General features: G+C 74.5%; 12 protein-coding genes. 7 read left to right on the forward strand and 5 right to left on the reverse strand.

Going from position 1 to position 14,551, the window contains the following annotated elements; all coding sequences use genetic code 11:
- Positions 1–53: 53 nt before the first annotated feature.
- Complete coding sequence (locus J421_RS04335) at positions 54–1,499, forward strand: glycosyltransferase family 4 protein (RefSeq protein ID WP_025409945.1); 1,446 nt, start codon at positions 54–56, stop codon at positions 1,497–1,499.
- Positions 1,489–2,586 carry a glycosyltransferase family 2 protein gene (locus tag J421_RS04340; RefSeq protein ID WP_148306146.1) on the forward strand — a complete coding sequence of 366 codons (1,098 nt, stop codon included), beginning with the start codon at positions 1,489–1,491 and terminating at the stop codon, positions 2,584–2,586. The genes J421_RS04335 and J421_RS04340 overlap by 11 nt, the downstream gene beginning before the upstream one ends.
- A 110-nt stretch (positions 2,587–2,696) precedes the next feature.
- Here the strand turns inward: J421_RS04340 and J421_RS04345 are convergent, their stop codons facing one another.
- Both J421_RS04345 and asnB read right to left on the reverse strand, forming a co-directional pair.
- Positions 2,697–3,800: a glycosyltransferase gene (locus J421_RS04345; protein WP_148306147.1), complete on the reverse strand. Its 1,104-nt coding sequence runs from the start codon at positions 3,798–3,800 to the stop codon at positions 2,697–2,699.
- Positions 3,797–5,638: an asparagine synthase (glutamine-hydrolyzing) gene (gene asnB, locus J421_RS04350; protein WP_025409948.1), complete on the reverse strand. Its 1,842-nt coding sequence runs from the start codon at positions 5,636–5,638 to the stop codon at positions 3,797–3,799. The genes J421_RS04345 and asnB overlap by 4 nt, the downstream gene beginning before the upstream one ends.
- Before the next feature lie 70 nt (positions 5,639–5,708).
- Between asnB and J421_RS04355 the strand changes: the two genes are divergently transcribed.
- Genes J421_RS04355 through J421_RS04375 form a run of 5 tightly spaced genes read left to right on the forward strand, consistent with a single transcriptional unit; the run spans position 5,709 to position 10,602 of the window.
- The gene (locus J421_RS04355) at positions 5,709–6,701 is read left to right on the forward strand and encodes a polysaccharide pyruvyl transferase family protein (protein WP_025409949.1); all 993 of its coding nucleotides are present in this window, start codon (positions 5,709–5,711) and stop codon (positions 6,699–6,701) included.
- Entirely contained in the window at positions 6,694–7,527 is an 834-nt protein-coding gene (locus J421_RS04360) for a glycosyltransferase family 2 protein (protein ID WP_025409950.1), read from the forward strand. Before J421_RS04355 ends, J421_RS04360 begins: the two co-directional genes overlap by 8 nt.
- Positions 7,506–9,413: an asparagine synthase-related protein gene (locus tag J421_RS04365; RefSeq protein WP_025409951.1), complete on the forward strand. Its 1,908-nt coding sequence runs from the start codon at positions 7,506–7,508 to the stop codon at positions 9,411–9,413. Before J421_RS04360 ends, J421_RS04365 begins: the two co-directional genes overlap by 22 nt.
- Positions 9,404–10,087 carry a hypothetical protein gene (locus tag J421_RS04370; RefSeq protein ID WP_025409952.1) on the forward strand — a complete coding sequence of 228 codons (684 nt, stop codon included), beginning with the start codon at positions 9,404–9,406 and terminating at the stop codon, positions 10,085–10,087. The genes J421_RS04365 and J421_RS04370 overlap by 10 nt, the downstream gene beginning before the upstream one ends.
- Positions 10,084–10,602 carry a hypothetical protein gene (locus tag J421_RS04375; protein WP_148306148.1) on the forward strand — a complete coding sequence of 173 codons (519 nt, stop codon included), beginning with the start codon at positions 10,084–10,086 and terminating at the stop codon, positions 10,600–10,602. Before J421_RS04370 ends, J421_RS04375 begins: the two co-directional genes overlap by 4 nt.
- A gap of 84 nt (positions 10,603–10,686) precedes the next feature.
- On the opposite strand, the gene J421_RS04380 is transcribed toward J421_RS04375, so the two are convergent.
- The 3 genes from J421_RS04380 to J421_RS04390 are packed head-to-tail and all read right to left on the reverse strand — an operon-like array spanning position 10,687 to position 14,460.
- Positions 10,687–11,892: a hypothetical protein gene (locus J421_RS04380; protein WP_025409954.1), complete on the reverse strand. Its 1,206-nt coding sequence runs from the start codon at positions 11,890–11,892 to the stop codon at positions 10,687–10,689.
- 2 nt (positions 11,893–11,894) lie between these two features.
- Positions 11,895–12,905, reverse strand: a complete 1,011-nt coding sequence (locus tag J421_RS04385; RefSeq protein WP_148306149.1) for a glycosyltransferase family 2 protein — start codon at positions 12,903–12,905, stop codon at positions 11,895–11,897.
- Between the two features lie 25 nt (positions 12,906–12,930).
- Positions 12,931–14,460: an NAD(P)/FAD-dependent oxidoreductase gene (locus J421_RS04390; RefSeq protein ID WP_025409956.1), complete on the reverse strand. Its 1,530-nt coding sequence runs from the start codon at positions 14,458–14,460 to the stop codon at positions 12,931–12,933.
- Positions 14,461–14,551 lie beyond the last annotated feature (91 nt).

The raw sequence follows: 14,551 nt of genomic DNA on the forward strand, positions 1-14,551 counted from the left end.
TTCCGTCTCGGGCGGCGATTGCTCTCACCTGGCCCTCGTCACATCGTTGCGTCGTGAAACGCCTGAGACCGTCGACCCTCTGGAGCGCGGCCCGCGCCCGGCGCCGCTCGCTCGGCCGACGGATCGCCATCGCGGCGGAGGCGGCGCGACGGCGGCTGCGGGAGCGGCTCGAGGCTCGCTTCGCCGACTGGAGCCCCGACGGCCCGACGCCGGGCGCGACGTCGGGCGGGGTGCCGACGCGATCCGCGGCCGCCGGGCCGACGCGGGTCGGCTACTACCTGTGGCGCTTCCCGCTGCTGAGCGAGACGTTCATCCGTCGGGAGATGGCGGCGCTGGTCGAGGCCGGGGTGCCGGTGGCGGTGGTGGCCGACGAGCGCGACGACGCGCGGACGCCCGACCGCGCCACCGCCACCATGCTGCCATACGCGGCGTACGTGCTGCCCGTGTCATACCCCGCACTGCTCGCGCAGGCCGCGGGCTTCCTCGCGCGGCGCCCGCTGACGTTCCTGCGCCTCGCCCTGTTCGTCGCGGTGACCCGCTACGACCGCGACAAGTCGCTCGCCGCCGACGCGCGGCTGTTCGGCAAGGCCGTCGCCGTCGCTGCGCGGATGCGCGCGCTCGGCGTGGGGCACGTGCACTCGCCGTGGGCGAACGCGAACGCGCTCGTCGCGCTCGTCGCGTCGCGGCTCATGGGTGTCGGCTTCAGCGTGCAGGCGCGCGCCCACGACCTGCACCGCGACGACACCGCGTTCGCGCTGCCGACGAAGTTCCGCCACGCGCGCTTCGTGGTGACGAACACGCGGTACAACGAGGCCGGCGTGCGCGCGCTGCTGCCGGACGGCGAGCGGGCGAAGGTGCACCGCATCCACAACGGCATCGACCTGGCCGACTTCGTGCCGCTCCGCGTGCCTAACGACGACGGCGTGGCGCGGATCCTCACGGTGGCGCGTCTCATCGAGCCGAAGGGACTCACGCTGCTGCTGCGCGCGTGCGCCGCGCTCCGTGACCGCGGCGTCGCGTTCCGGTGCGACGTGATCGGCGGGCCGGAGGAGCCGCTGTACACGGCGTACCGCGTGCAGCTCGGCGTGCTGCACCGGCAGCTCGACCTCGCGCCGCACGTGCGCTTCCGCGGCGCGCTGCCGTTCGCCAAGGTGCTCGACGCGTATCGAACGGCCGACCTGTTCGTGCTGCCGTGCGTGGAGGCGGCGAACGGATCGAAGGACATCACGCCGAACGCGCTCATCGAGGCCATGGCGATGGGGCTGCCGGTGATCTCGACGCGCATGACGGGCATCCCGGAGATCGTCGACGACGGCTGCAGCGGCGTGCTCGTCGCGCCCGGCGACGTCGACGCGCTCACCGACGCGATGCTCGCGCTCCTCGACGACCCGGAGCGGCGCGCGCGGCTCGGGGTGGAGGCGCGGCGCGCGGTGGAGGCGCGGTTCGACATCCGCACGAACGTGCGGGAGTACGTGCGGCTGTTCCGCGATGTCTGCTGACGACGTCACGGTGGTGCTGCTGACGCTCGGCGAGGCGTCGGCGGATCGCGCGCGGGAGAGCGTGCGGCGGCAGACCGCAGCGCCGGCGGCAGTGGTGGAGGTGCGCGACGTGCGCCCGTTCCACCGCGCGCTGAACGAGGGCGTGTCGCGCGTGCGCACGCCGCTGCTGCTGCAGCTCGACGCGGACATGACGCTCGACGCGCGGTGCGTGGAGACGCTGCGCGCGGCGATGCACGCCGACCCCGCCGTCGGCGTCGCGGTGGCGTTCCTGCGCGACCCGCTCGTGGGGCGCGTGAGCGGCGTGAAGATGTTCCGCCGCGCGTGCTTCGACGCGGCGCCGTTCCGCGACAGCGTGTCGCCGGACACCGACTTCCTGGCCGAGATCCGGCGCGCGGGATGGCGCGACGTGTACGTGCTCGACTTCGCGGGCGACGACCGCGGGCGGTGGCACACGCTCGGCACGCACGAGCCGGCGTACGACGCGCGCTACACATACGCGAAGTACCTGCTGGAGGGCGCGCGCCACCGCCACCACCGCGACGCCTCGGCGCTCCGCTGGCACCTCGGCGAGCTGCGGCGGAGTCGGCACCCGCAGGCGACGCTCGCGCGGGTCGCGATGGTGCACGGCATCCTCGCCGGCGGCGACGCCGATCTGCTCGGCCTCCCGCAGGCCGACGCGGGATACGCGAGCTACGAGGCGTTCGTCGCGGCGGGCGGCGAGCATCCGGAACGCGCGTGGGGGCGCGGCGTGTGGCTGTCGGCGCGCCCGGAGGCGCTGTTCCGGCAGCACCATGTGTTAGGCGCCGCGCTCCGCCGTGCCGGCGCGTTCGACGCGTTCGCGCGTGCGTGGCGGGACATCGAGGAGAGCGGCGACCGGCTGCACTGGATCGCGCTCGCCGGCCTCGCGCGCGGCGCGTTGGGCGGGGGCGCGACGATCGACGAGGATCTCGCGGTGCTGCGGCCGCTGCTGCCGTCGCCGGCCGAGGCGCTGCGTGGGAAGCTCGGCGACGCCGCGCGGCGGGTGCGCCGGTTCACGACTCCACGTACGAGTGTGCGTGGGACTGAAGAAGGACTGAAGGAGGACTGAAGAAGGACCAACAACTCCGTTGGTGTTCTCCTTCTTCAATCCCTCTTCAGTCCTTCTTCCGTCCTCCAGAACACGTACGTGGAGCCCAGCGTGGCGCGACGGAAGCCGCGTCACACGACGGCCAGGATGTCGACCAGCGTGCGGTAGGATCTCGCGCCGAGGATCGCGTCGACGCGGCTCGCGTACGGACGCCGGACGGCCCGGCGTGCGCGGTCGATGAACGCGTCCGCCGTGTACGGCTCGACGAGCAGGTCGGGGTGGCAGAGCGGCCAGTTGCCGCTGTTGGGCGACGTCACGACGTTCGCGCCGAGCGCCGCGGCCTCGAACAGGATGCCGGGCGCCGCGTCCCACGCGGACGGGCCGACGACCACCCGCGCGCGTCCCATGAGGGCGAACAGCTCGCGCCGCGACGCGACGAGGCCGTGGGCGACCGCGCCGCCTAACGGATCGTCGAGCAGCCCGGCGACGTGCGACCGCAGCTCGGGGCAGCCGGCGACGATCGCGCGCACGAGCGGGAGGTTCTTCTCCGGGCGGTTCCACCGGCTGGCGACGAACAGCAGATCCACGTCGCGCTCGTCGAACGGGCGCGCGAGGTCCGCGTGGCGCGCGGCCTCGCCGTGGATCCACTCGGCCATCCACACGACGTCGGGGTACAGCTTCCCCGCGTGTGTCGGGTAGAAGCGGCGCAGCAGCTCGTGCACGAGCGGCGCGTGCGCGACGACGAGGTCCGCGCGCTCCACGGCCTCGCGCTCGAGCGCGTGGAAGAGCATGGGTCGCTCCGTCGTGCGGAGCGCGTCGAGCACCGCGGTCGCGTCGCCGTAGCGGGCGAGGTACGCGTCGATCTGGTCGCATCCCGCGGTCAGGAACACGAGCGGGGTGTCGGGCGCGGCGTGCTTCAGCACGAGCGCGGCGATGTAGCCGACGGCGAGGACCACGTCCGGCGCGACCGTGCGCACGAGCTCCGCGAGCCGCGGCTGCGGATCGTGGAAGCGCCGCGCGAGCACGTGGGTGTGGACGTCGGGGAGCGCGCGCGGGTTGCCATACGCGTCGCCGAACCGCTCGCGCAGGAACGGCTCGAGCGATCCGTCGACGAGGCTCACGTACGCGGCGCACGACGTCTCCGCGCGCAGCCGCTCGTACAGCGCGTACGTCGCGGTGCTCGCGCCGCCGTAGCCCGGCGGCTCGTAGCAGGCGACGAGGATCCGCCGGCTCACGTCGTGGTCGGCCGTCCGTGGCGCTCCGCCCACAAGGCGAGGCTCAACAGCCGCCAGAACAGCCAGCCGTGACTCGCGGCGCCGCGCTGGTGCTCGCCGTGCATCGCGCGCAGCGCACGTCGGCCCAACGGCACCCCGCAGATCTCGGCGCGGCCGAGCACCGCGTCCTCGAACAGCGCGCGGAGCGGGCCGCGGAACCACGCGTCGATCGGCACGGTGAAGCCGCGCTTCGCCGTCGTCTGGTGCGGTACGTGGCGGGCGAGCGCGTGACGCAGCGGCCGCTTGCCGATGCCGCTCGACGCGTCGAGGCACGTCGCCCAGTCCACGCGCGACGCGACGTCGACGACCTCGCGGTCGAGCAGGGGCATGCGCACCTCCAGCGCGTGGTGCATGCTCGCGCGGTCCACCTTCATCAGGATGCGCGGCAGGTGCATGCGCACCTCGAGCCAGCGCATCCAGCGCGCGGTGCGCCCCTCGTCCCAGTCGTCGTAGTCGAACGCCGTGTAGTCGTCGGGAAGCGGCGGCAGCTCGGGGAGCGCCGCACGCAGCGTCCGACGCCTGACGGATCCGTGGTGGGTGCAGTAGACGTCGCCGATCGTGCGATGCAGCAGCCCCCAGTCGTCGCGCGCCGACGCGACGTGCCGGACCGCTCGCAACAGGCGCGGCTCGCGGAAGTGGCGCGCGATCCGCAGCACGGACGCGGAGCGGTCGGCATATCCCCAGAACAGCTCGTCGCCGCCGTCGCCGGAGAGCATCACCGTCACGCGCTCGCGGGCGAGCCGCGAGATTGCGAGCGTGGGCAGGATCGAGTAGTCCGCGAACGGCTCGGCGCACGCGTCGTGCGCCTCGGTCACGAGCGCGAGCACCTCGCCGTCGTCGATGCGCCGCACGGTGTGCGCGAGGCCGATCGCGCGCGCGTACGCCGCGGCGTCGGTCGACTCGTCGGTCGCCGGATCGCCGGTCGCGAGCGTGAACGCGGGGATCGACGTGCCGAGCGTCTCCCGCGCGAGCGCGGCGACGAGCGGCGAGTCGACACCGCCGGAGAGGAAGGTGCCTAACGGTACGTCGCTCACGACGTGGCGGCGCACCGCCGCGGCGACCGCCGACTCCACCGCTTCGAGCGCGTCGTCGCCGCGCAGGTCGGGCTCGCGGTCGCGCGGGAAGTCGTGGAAGCGGCCGCGCTCCGTGCGTCCCGCGGCGTCGACGGCGAGCCACGCGCCCGGCTCGAGCATCGCGGCATCGTCGTGCACCGCGTACGGCGCCGGGATCTGGTCGAAGCGCAGGAACAGCCCGAGCGCGTCCCTGCGCAGCGCGCTCGCGCGGGCCCACGGGTGCGCGAGGATCTGGTCGTACTGCGACCCGAAGACGAGCCCCCGCGCGACGCGCAGGTAGTACAGCGGCTTCATGCCGACGTGGTCGCGGGCGAGCAGCAGCCGGCGCGATGCCGAATCGTAGAACGCGAGCGCGAACATCCCGTCGAACCGCCGCAGCGCGTCGGGGCCCCACCGGATCAGCGCGTGCAGCGCGACCTCGGCGTCGCCGGTGGAGCGGAAGCAGACGCCGTCGCGCCGCAGCTCCGCACGCAGCTCGCGGAAGTTGTAGATCTCGCCGTTGCACACGAGCGCGAAGCGGCCGCTCGGGTCGAGCATCGGCTGGTGCCCCGCCGGCGTGAGGTCGAGCACCGCGAGGCGGCGGAAGCCGAGGAGGCACGCGTCGTCGCCCCACGCACCGACGTCGTCCGGGCCGCGGCGCGCGACGAGCGCGATCGATCGGTCGATCGTCGCGCGCCACCGCGCGGCGTCGGCCTCGAACGACAGCAGCCCGGCGATGCCGCACATGGACGTCGGTGTGGTGGCGGGAGGAAGCACCCGGTGTAGGTTGGGCCGGGCGATGGCTACTATAGACGCAGTGTCGCGCCCCGTCCAACCCCAGCGCGCCGTCGAGGCGCTGCGCGACACGGTGCTCGCGACCGTCGGGCCGCTGCTCGGCTCCGCGCCCCACGCGCTCGTCGACTTCCCGAACTACCCGAACGTCGGCGACTCGGCGATCTACCTCGGCCAGCTCGCGTGCCTGCGCGCGTTAGGCGTGGGGGCTCCCGCGTACGTGTGCGACCTCGCGACGTACGACCGCGCGGCGCTCGCCCGCCGCGTGGGCGGCGGCACCATCCTCCTCGCCGGCGGCGGCAACTTCGGCGACCTGTGGCCGTCGGTGCAGGCGGTGCGCGAGGACGTGATCCGGTCGTTCCCCGCGAACCGCGTCGTGCAGCTCCCGCAGACGATCCACTTCCGCGACCCCGCCGCGCTGCGCCGCGCGCGCGACGTCGTGCGCGCGCACCCCGCGCTCACGTTGCTCGTGCGCGACGCGCCGAGCCTGGAGATCGCGCGGCGCGAGCTCGGCGCCGACGCGAGGCTGTGCCCGGACATGGCGTTCTGCCTCGGCTCCCTGCGTCGGCCGCGTGCGCCGGACCACGACGTCGTGCGCCTCGCGCGCACCGACGCCGAGGCGGCGACGGCGCCTAACGACGCGGGCGTGCCGACGGTGGACTGGATGGACGAGCCGGAGACCGCGCTGCGGCGGCTGAACTGGCGGCTCACCGCCGCGGTGCGCAAGCGGCGGCCGGGCGCGGCGATGCTCGCGCGGACGACCTACGGCCCGCTCGCGCGCCAGCGGCTGCGGCGCGGCCTGCGCATGCTCGCCGCCGGCCGCGCGGTCATTACCGACCGGCTGCACGGCCACATCCTCGCCCTGCTGCTCGGCATCCCGCACGTGCTGCTCGACGACGCGCACGGCAAGCTCGCCGGCTTCCACGCCGCGTGGACGCACGACGTCGTCGGGGTGCGGCACGCCACGTCGCTCGCCGAGGCGGTGGCGGCCGCGCGCGATCTGGCCCGGGATGGCTGACGCGATCACCTATCTCGTCGCGAACCACAACCAGGCGCGCTACGTGGGCGACTGCCTCGCGTCGCTGCGCGGCCAGACCGACGACCGGTGGCGCGCCGTGGTGCTCGACGACGGGAGCACCGACGACTCGGTCGACGTCATCGCGCGATGCCTCGACGATCGAGTGTTGCTCGTGCGCCACACCACGAACCGGGGATACATCGCCGCGCTGCGCCGGCTGATCGACGAGGCGCCGACCGACGTCGTCGCGATCGTGGACGCCGACGACGCGCTCACGCCCGACGCGACCGCGCGGCTGCTCGACGCATGGGCCGCGCACCCGGACGCGGCGCTCGTGTACTCGCGGTTCGCCGCGTGCGACGAGACGCTGACGCGCACGCACGCGGTCCACGGATCGGCGCTGCCGCCGGGGGGCTGGTCGCTCTGGCACGCGACGGTGGGCCACGTCCTCAGCTTCCGCCGCACCGCGTATCGACGGACCGCGGGGCTCGACGACGCGATGCTGTACGCCGAGGACCGGGACCTCGTCTACAAGCTGGAGGAGCTCGCGCCGCCGGTGTTCGTGGACGCGGTGCTGTACCGCTACCGCGAGGTGCCGGGGTCGCAGAGCCGCGACCCGGCGAAGCGGCGCATCGGCGCGGCGAACGCGCGGCGCGCCCGGCTCGCGGCGCTCGCACGGCGCGGCGTGGGCGGACGGCGCCGGCTGCTCTGGACCACCGCGTTCCTCGCCGACTACGTCGCGGCCACGTCGCCGCGCGCGCGCGTGCGCGCCGCCGCGACGCGTGTGCTGCACGCGCTCGGGCGATGGCTCGCACCGGATCGCTGATTGCGGCGATCGCGCGTCGCACCGACATTCGGAGCACCTCCCTCCCTCTCACGGCGCGCACGCAGCGCTCGCCCATCGCGTCCTTCCTCCTCGTCTCGGATCCCGACCCCGCGCGCCGCGACGCGTTCCTCGCGCGCGCCGCGACGTCGCTCGCGCCCGTGCCCGGCCTGCGCGGCGGCCGCGTCGACGTCGGGTGCGCGACGATCGTGTGGCGCGCCGCGGCGTCGGCGCCGGTGAGCGTGTGGCGGGCCGCGGTCGAGGGAGGCGCCGGCGCGGCGGGCGTGGTGTGGGGCGACGCGTTAGGCGACGGCGACCGCGGACGCGCCTCGGCGTCCGACGTCGCGCGCGCGTGGACCGGGCCGGGCGCGCACAACGCAGCGTTCGACGGCTTTCACGCCGCGGCGGTGGTGCGCGGCGAGGAGATCGTCGTCGGTGCGGACCTGCTCGGGCTCTTCCCCGTGTACCACGCATCGGCCGGCGAGGTGCGGCTCGTCGGCTCGTCGCCGGAGCCGTTCCGCGCGCATCCGTCGTTCCGCGACGCGCTCGACGCCGACGCGCTGCTCGGCCACCTGCTCACGGGCGGGCCGTTCGACGGACGCGCGCTGCTCGCCGGCGTGCGTCGACTCTCGCCGGGCGCGCTGCTCCGCTGGCGGGCGCGCGCGGCGCCGCGCGAGACGCGGCAGTACGCGCTACCCGAGTACGACGCGACCGAGACGGCGCCGTTCGCCGACCAGGTGGAGCGGTTCGACGCGGCGCTGGCGGAGGCAGTACGGCGGCACACCGCGCCGCACCCGCGCGTCGCGGTGCTGCTCTCCGGCGGACGCGACTCGCGCATGCTCGCCGGCTACCTCGCCGAGCGGCGGTCACCCGTCGGCGCGGTGACGCTCGGCGCGCCGGGGGACAACGAGGCGCGGTGCGCGGCGGGCGCGGCGCGCGCGTTAGGCATCCCGCACCACGTGCACGCGGCGCCGTTCGACGCGTACCCGCGATGGGCCGAGCGCAGCGCGCGGTGGGAGCAGCTCGGCGGCGGCATGAGCAGCATGCACACGTGGGGGACGCTCGACGCGCTCGCCCCACTCGGCGACGATGCGGCGCTCATGTCGGGGTACCTGTTCGACATCCGCCACCTCGGCGCGCGTCCGCCGGAGCGCGACGCCATGCTCGCGTGGGCCGCGGCGCGCGCCGTCGCTCCCGACCGGCTGCGTGCGCTGCTGCGCGACGATGCGGCGCGCGCCCGCGTGGCCGACGTGACGCACGCGATCGCGCGCGACTACGACGCGACGACCACCGACCCCAGCGAGCGCTCGTGGCGGTGGTTCGTGCGCGCGTACTGCCGCTTCCACGCGGGGAGCGTTCCGTGGCGGATGTCGTTCGGCGCGTGGCCGGTGCTCCCCGTGCTCGATCGCGCGCTGTTCGCGACGACGCTCGCGCTGCCACGCGCGTCGCTCGCCGAGCGCAGGCTGCAGGACGCGCTGTTCCGGCGGCGGTTCCCGCAGCTCGCGCGGCTCCCGTTCGACCACAACGCGCACGACGTGCAGCCGCTGACGCCGTCGTTAGGCTGGCGGGTGCGCGCGGCGCTCGGTCGGCTGCGCCCCGCGTCCACCCACCGCGCGGGTTGGGCGCGCGAGCGACGGTACTACGTGCGCGTGTACGACTTCGACAATCCCGGCTGGCGCGCGGTGCGCGAGGCCGCCGAGCCGGCGCGCCCGCTGCTCGCCGAGTGGTTCGACCCCGCGGCGCTGGCCGAGCTGGTGCCGCCGCCGGCGCGCGACGCGTCGCACCGCGATCCGATCAGGGACGGATTCGGGCCGAAGCTGCTCGTCGGCTTCATGCTCTGGCGTGCGCTGCGCGACGCCGGGGTGCAGGGAGACCCCGCGTGCGGCTGACGCGGCCGACCGTCGAGCGTCGCGGCGACGTCGTGCGATTCGAGACGCGGGTGACGTGGGAGGACCGGCAGCGCGACGACGACGTGATCGCGCACGAGTGGCCCGCGGCGCTCGCCGACGACGTCACCGCGTCGCCCGACGCGGCGCTGCTCGCGGCGTACCCGCTCGCGCTGTGGTTCGGCGAGCGCCGGCTCGCGGTCGAGGGGGACGTCTGCCCGCGGCTCGCCGACGGCGTGCGCACCGCGATGGCGCTCGGGCACGAATGGTACCCGCAGCTCCGCCCCGTCGCGATCGAGGCGACGGAGCGCACGCCGCCGGTGCCTAACGCATCGCGCGGCGAGCGACGTGCCGCGGTGTGCCTCTCCGGCGGCGTCGATGCGCTGACGCTGCTGTACCTGAACACACGCACCGTGCCGGCGGGCCACCCCGCGCGGTTCACCGACGGGCTATTCCTGTTCGGCCTCAACACGTACGACTACGCGGACGGCGTGGCGCGGCCGGAGCGACTCGCGGCGTACGAGGTGCAGCGCGCGCGCGTCTCGCCGCGCTGTGCGAGGCGACCGGCGTCACGCTGGTCACGGCGGCGACGAACGTGCGGCCGCTGTTCCCGACGTACGAGGCGTGGTGCCACGCGACGCACTCGGCGCCGCTCGCGTCGGTGGGGCACGCGATGACGCCGCGCCTCCGATCGCTTGCCGTCGCGAGCGCGGGAGCGGGGCTCGCGCCGGCCGTGGTGCCCAACGCGCTCGTCGACGCCTTCCACGCGTCGCACGCGCTGGACGTGCACTCGGCGCACGCGACGCTGCCGCGGCTTGAGAAGGTGCGCCTGCTCGCGGGGTGGCCCGAGGGGCTCGCGGCGCTGCGCTGCTGCTTCATGATCCGCGTCCCCGACGGACCGGTCCAGAACTGCGGGCAGTGCGAGAAGTGCGTGCGCACGATGCTCGAGTTCCTCGCCGTCGGCGCACTGGACCGCGCACCGTTCCCGACGCGCGACGTCACGCCGGAGGCGGTGGAGCGCGTGGCCTACGCGGACTCGCTCGCGACGCGCATCTTCTTCGCCGAGGTGACGCCGTCGCTCGCGGCGCAGGGACGCGATGACCTGGTACGGGTCATTCGCCGCGCGCTCGCGCACCAGGAGATGCGGCTGCGGCGGCGAGAGCCCTGGTGGCGACGGCTCGTGCGTGAATGAACCGCAGAGGACCCAGAGGACGCAGAGGAAACCAACAAAAGTGGTTCTCCTCTGCGTCCTCTGCGTCCTCTGCGGTTCAAGCTCTTACACGATCCACCCGCGCAGCAGCCGCCGCTCGCGGGCCTTGCCCAACCGCCAGAGCAGCGGCACGTGGCCGATGCGCTTCCAGCGCGCCAGTCCGCGCGTGAGCTTCTCCGAGTCGCGCAGCGAGCGATCCATCGCCGCCTCGATGTCGGGGCGGCCGCACCGGCGGGCGAGGTCGCGCACGTAGCCGAACTGGCGCACGTCGAAGTCGCGCCGGCAGTAGATGCGTCCCGCCTGGTCGAGGTCGAGCCACGCGCGGTCGAACGTCGCGCACGCGTCGAGCGCGCCCAACGCCTCGAGCGCGAGCATCGTGCGGTAGCAGCCGTTGCACCGGCCGCAGTTGTCGCCCGTCGGCGACTGATAGCACACGCGCAGGTGGCGCAGCGCGATCGGCGAGCGCGCGACGTACTCCGTCTTCTCCACGCGCATGAACGCCGGGCCGTCGTGCACCACGCGCACGCGCGACGACGTGAACAGCGGGTCGGTGAGCGGGTGCGAGCCCCAGAAGCGGAGATCGCGGTACCCGGCCGAGGATCCGATGAGCACTGTGCCGTAGCGCGCGCCGAGCGCGTGCGCGACGCCGGCGAGCGCCGCGCCGTGCGAGAGCTTTGACCAGTCGGTCGCCGCGAAGCGTGTCTCGCGCAGGTTCGTCGCCGCGAGCACGAGGTGCTTGCCCATCGCGTCCGCCGCGCGCTCGAGCGACGCGGCCGCGCGCGCGAACCCCGCATCGTTCGCGAGCGGGATGTCGAAGCCGTGCACGAACACCAGATCGTCGATCCGCACCGACGTCGGCGTGCCGTCGCCCGCCGCGTGCCGCAACGCGGTGAAGAACGAGTCGACGCCGCCGGTGAAGAACGACGCGGTGCGCGGCGCGCCCGGTGCACACGGACGCGGCGGCGCATCGAGCGCGACGTCGCCGAGCTGCGGGTACCACGAGCGCCAGACGCGCAGCACCTCGCGCACGTTGTCGAGCAGCGCGCGGTCGGTCTCGGCGTCGAGCCGCAGCGGCTCGCCGCGCACCGCGGCGAGCGGCGCGAGCCAGGCGAGGAACGGATCGCCGGCGGTCGCGAGCGCCGCGGCGTGGGCGTCGGGCACCTCCAGCCACAGCTCCTCGGCGTCGCCGCCGGCGTGGCGCACCTCGGCCGACAGACGCGTCCAGCCGCGCCGCCGCGGAGACGCGCGCAGCGCCGGACGCGACAGCTCCATGCCTAACGCCCCCGCGCCGCGACGTGCGCGACGCAGCCGACGGTCGCCGCGAGCGCGTTGCCCGCGAAGTACACGATGCGCATGGGGACCGTGCGCAGCGCGAACCACCATCCCCGCTCGCGCAGGAACCATCGGTACAGCGCCGCGTCCGAGACCACGATCGCGCCGAGCGCCGCGGCGCTGCCGGTGAGCCAGCGCGCGTCGCGCGTGGCGACGGCGAGCAGCGACGTCGCCGCCGCCGCGGCGCAGAGCGCGGTGAGCGCCTTCTCCGTCATCGCGACGTTCAACGGCCCGCGGGCGAGCGCGCGGCGCCGCTCGAGGAGCAGCCGCATCCACGGGATGCCGCGGTCGCGCACGTCGGTGACGAGCATGCCGCGGAACGTCCAGCGCTTGAGGTGCGTGCCCTGCACGTCGGGGCGCAGCTCGAGCCGGTAGCCGCGGTCGTGCAGTCGGTAGCCGAGCTCGATGTCCTCGATCTGCGGCCGAGGGTAGCGCCGCGCATCGAAGCCGCCGACGTCGAGGAACGCCGATCGCCTGACGGCACCGCAGCCCGTCCAGAACGTCTCCGCCGCGCCGCCGTGCGTCGCGTGCACCCAGTGGTGCAGCAGGTTGCGGTACTGCGACACGAACCCCCGGTCCGCGGGCGTCGTGTCGTACGCGCCCGACACCGCCGCGACGTCCGGCGCGCGCGTCAGGATCTCGTGGAAGCGGCGGAGCGTGGCCCGATGCACGCACACGTCGGCGTCGACGAAGACGACGATGTCGGCGCGACACGCCGCGACGGCACGGTTGCGCGCCGCCGCCGGCCCGACCGAGCGTCCGGTCGTGCACAGCACGACGTCCGCGTAGCGCGCCGCGATCCGCGCCGTGTCGTCGGTGCTGCCGTCGTCGACGACGACGAGCTCCCACCGCGCGCGCGGCAGGTCGTTCGCCGCGAGCGCCGCGAGGCAGCGGCCCAGCGTCGTGCCGGCGTCGCGCGCGGGGACGACGACGGAGAGCAGGGGCAGCGACATCGACGAGCGCTCCGTCACGCCTCCCTCACGCCTCCGACGGCGCGCGCGACGCCGCGCGCCCGAACACGAAGGCCGGCCCCGTGCGGCGCGCCTCGCGCGGCACGACGCGCTGTGCCTCGTGGTACTCGCTGTCGGTGTTCACCGCCCACACGTCGTGCGACGCGCCGCAGAGGTTCTCCACGGTGAGCATCGCGGTGTACATGGAGTGGTCCTGGTTGTTGTACTTGTGCATCCCGTTCCGCCCGACGGTGTGCAGGTTCGGGATCGCGTCGAGGCAGCCGCGCACGACGTCGACGCGCGCGCGGTACGATGCGTCGTAGACCGGGTACGCCTTCGGCACGCGGACCACCACGCCGTCGACGACGCGCGCACCGCCGGCGAGGCCGAGCGCGCCCAACTCGCGCGTCGCGAGCTGCACGAGCGCCGCGTCGTCGAGCGACCAGACGTCGTCGCCCTCGGTGCAGAAGTACTCCATGCCGAGGCACGTGCGCCCCGGCTCCGGCGTGAGCGCCGCGCTCCAGTTCCGGAAGTTCTGCACGCGCCCGACCCGGAAGTGCGGCGTGTGCACGTAGATCCAGTTGTCGGGAAACGGCGTCTCGTCGTCGACGACGAGCGCGACGACGAGCAGCGCGCGGAACGACAGCCCACTCGCCGCGGCGCGCGCGTCCGGCGTCGCCGCGTCGCCGAGCGCGGCGACGAGCGTGTCGAGCGGCATGGTGGAGATGACGTGCTGCGCCTCGATCCGCTCCTCGCCGTCGGGGCCCGCGACGCGCGCGGCCACGACGCGGCCGTCGCGCACCTCGAGCGCCGTGACGCGATGCCCGGTGCGCACCTCGCCCCCGCGCTCGACGATGCGGTCGCGGCACCGCTCCCACATCTGTCCGGGGCCGAGGCGCGGATACTTGAACGAGTCGATGAGCGTGCGCACGTCGCCCGCGCGGCGCGTGAGCGGGTTCGCCGACAGCACGGCGCGGGTGAGCGACAGGTTCTGGATGCGCTGCGCGGCCCACTCGGCGCGGATCTCCGTGCACGGAATGCCCCACACCTTCTCCGTGTACGTCTTGAAGAAGATCTCGTAGAGGTGCCGCCCGAAGCGGTTCGTCACCCACTGCTCGAAGTTCTCCTCGACCGGCGACGGGCGGAGACGCGCGCGGGCGTAGCTCGCGAGGATGCGGATCGCGTCGCGCGGGCCGAGTCCCTTGAGCGCGTTCCCCGCCCGCAGCGGGTAGTGGAAGAACTTTCCCGCGTAGTGGATGCGCGACAGGCGCGGCACGTCGAGCAGGTCGTCGCCGAGCAGCTCTTCCCACATCGCCTGCACCGGAGCGATGCGCGTGAAGAAGCGGTGTCCGCCGAGGTCGAAGCGGTAGCCGTCGTGCTGCACCGTGCGCGAGATCCCGCCGACGACGTGGTCGCTCTCGAGGACGGTGACGGGGACGTCCTGCTTCGCGAGCTGGTAGGCCGCGGTGAGTCCCGCCGGCCCCGCCCCGCACACGACCACGTGGTCGCCGGGCTCGATGCGATGCACGGTCCGATGCGCGTGGGTGGGGGCGGGCATGCGGGGAGACGGGGAGACGACGACGCGGCGATTGCTGGGGCCCCCATAGTGGGGCCGCGGACGTGACTCGTCTAGAGCGCACCAGGGGTGT

Origin of the sequence: Gemmatirosa kalamazoonensis, from assembly GCF_000522985.1 — a bacterium.
Classification (GTDB): Bacteria; Gemmatimonadota; Gemmatimonadetes; order Gemmatimonadales; family Gemmatimonadaceae; genus Gemmatirosa; species Gemmatirosa kalamazoonensis.

Excerpts from the sequence above, each read along its gene's own strand:
- J421_RS04360 (WP_025409950.1), top strand. The coding sequence starts at position 6,694 with ATGGCTGACGCGATCACCTATCTCGTCGCGAACCACAACCAGGCGCGC.
- J421_RS04375 (WP_148306148.1), top strand. The coding sequence starts at position 10,084 with ATGACGCCGCGCCTCCGATCGCTTGCCGTCGCGAGCGCGGGAGCGGGG.
- J421_RS04340 (WP_148306146.1), top strand. The coding sequence starts at position 1,489 with ATGTCTGCTGACGACGTCACGGTGGTGCTGCTGACGCTCGGCGAGGCG.
- J421_RS04390 (WP_025409956.1), bottom strand. The coding sequence starts at position 14,460 with ATGCCCGCCCCCACCCACGCGCATCGGACCGTGCATCGCATCGAGCCC.
- J421_RS04385 (WP_148306149.1), bottom strand. The coding sequence starts at position 12,905 with ATGTCGCTGCCCCTGCTCTCCGTCGTCGTCCCCGCGCGCGACGCCGGC.
- J421_RS04365 (WP_025409951.1), top strand. The coding sequence starts at position 7,506 with ATGGCTCGCACCGGATCGCTGATTGCGGCGATCGCGCGTCGCACCGAC.
- J421_RS04380 (WP_025409954.1), bottom strand. The coding sequence starts at position 11,892 with ATGGAGCTGTCGCGTCCGGCGCTGCGCGCGTCTCCGCGGCGGCGCGGC.
- asnB (WP_025409948.1), bottom strand. The coding sequence starts at position 5,638 with ATGTGCGGCATCGCCGGGCTGCTGTCGTTCGAGGCCGACGCCGCGCGG.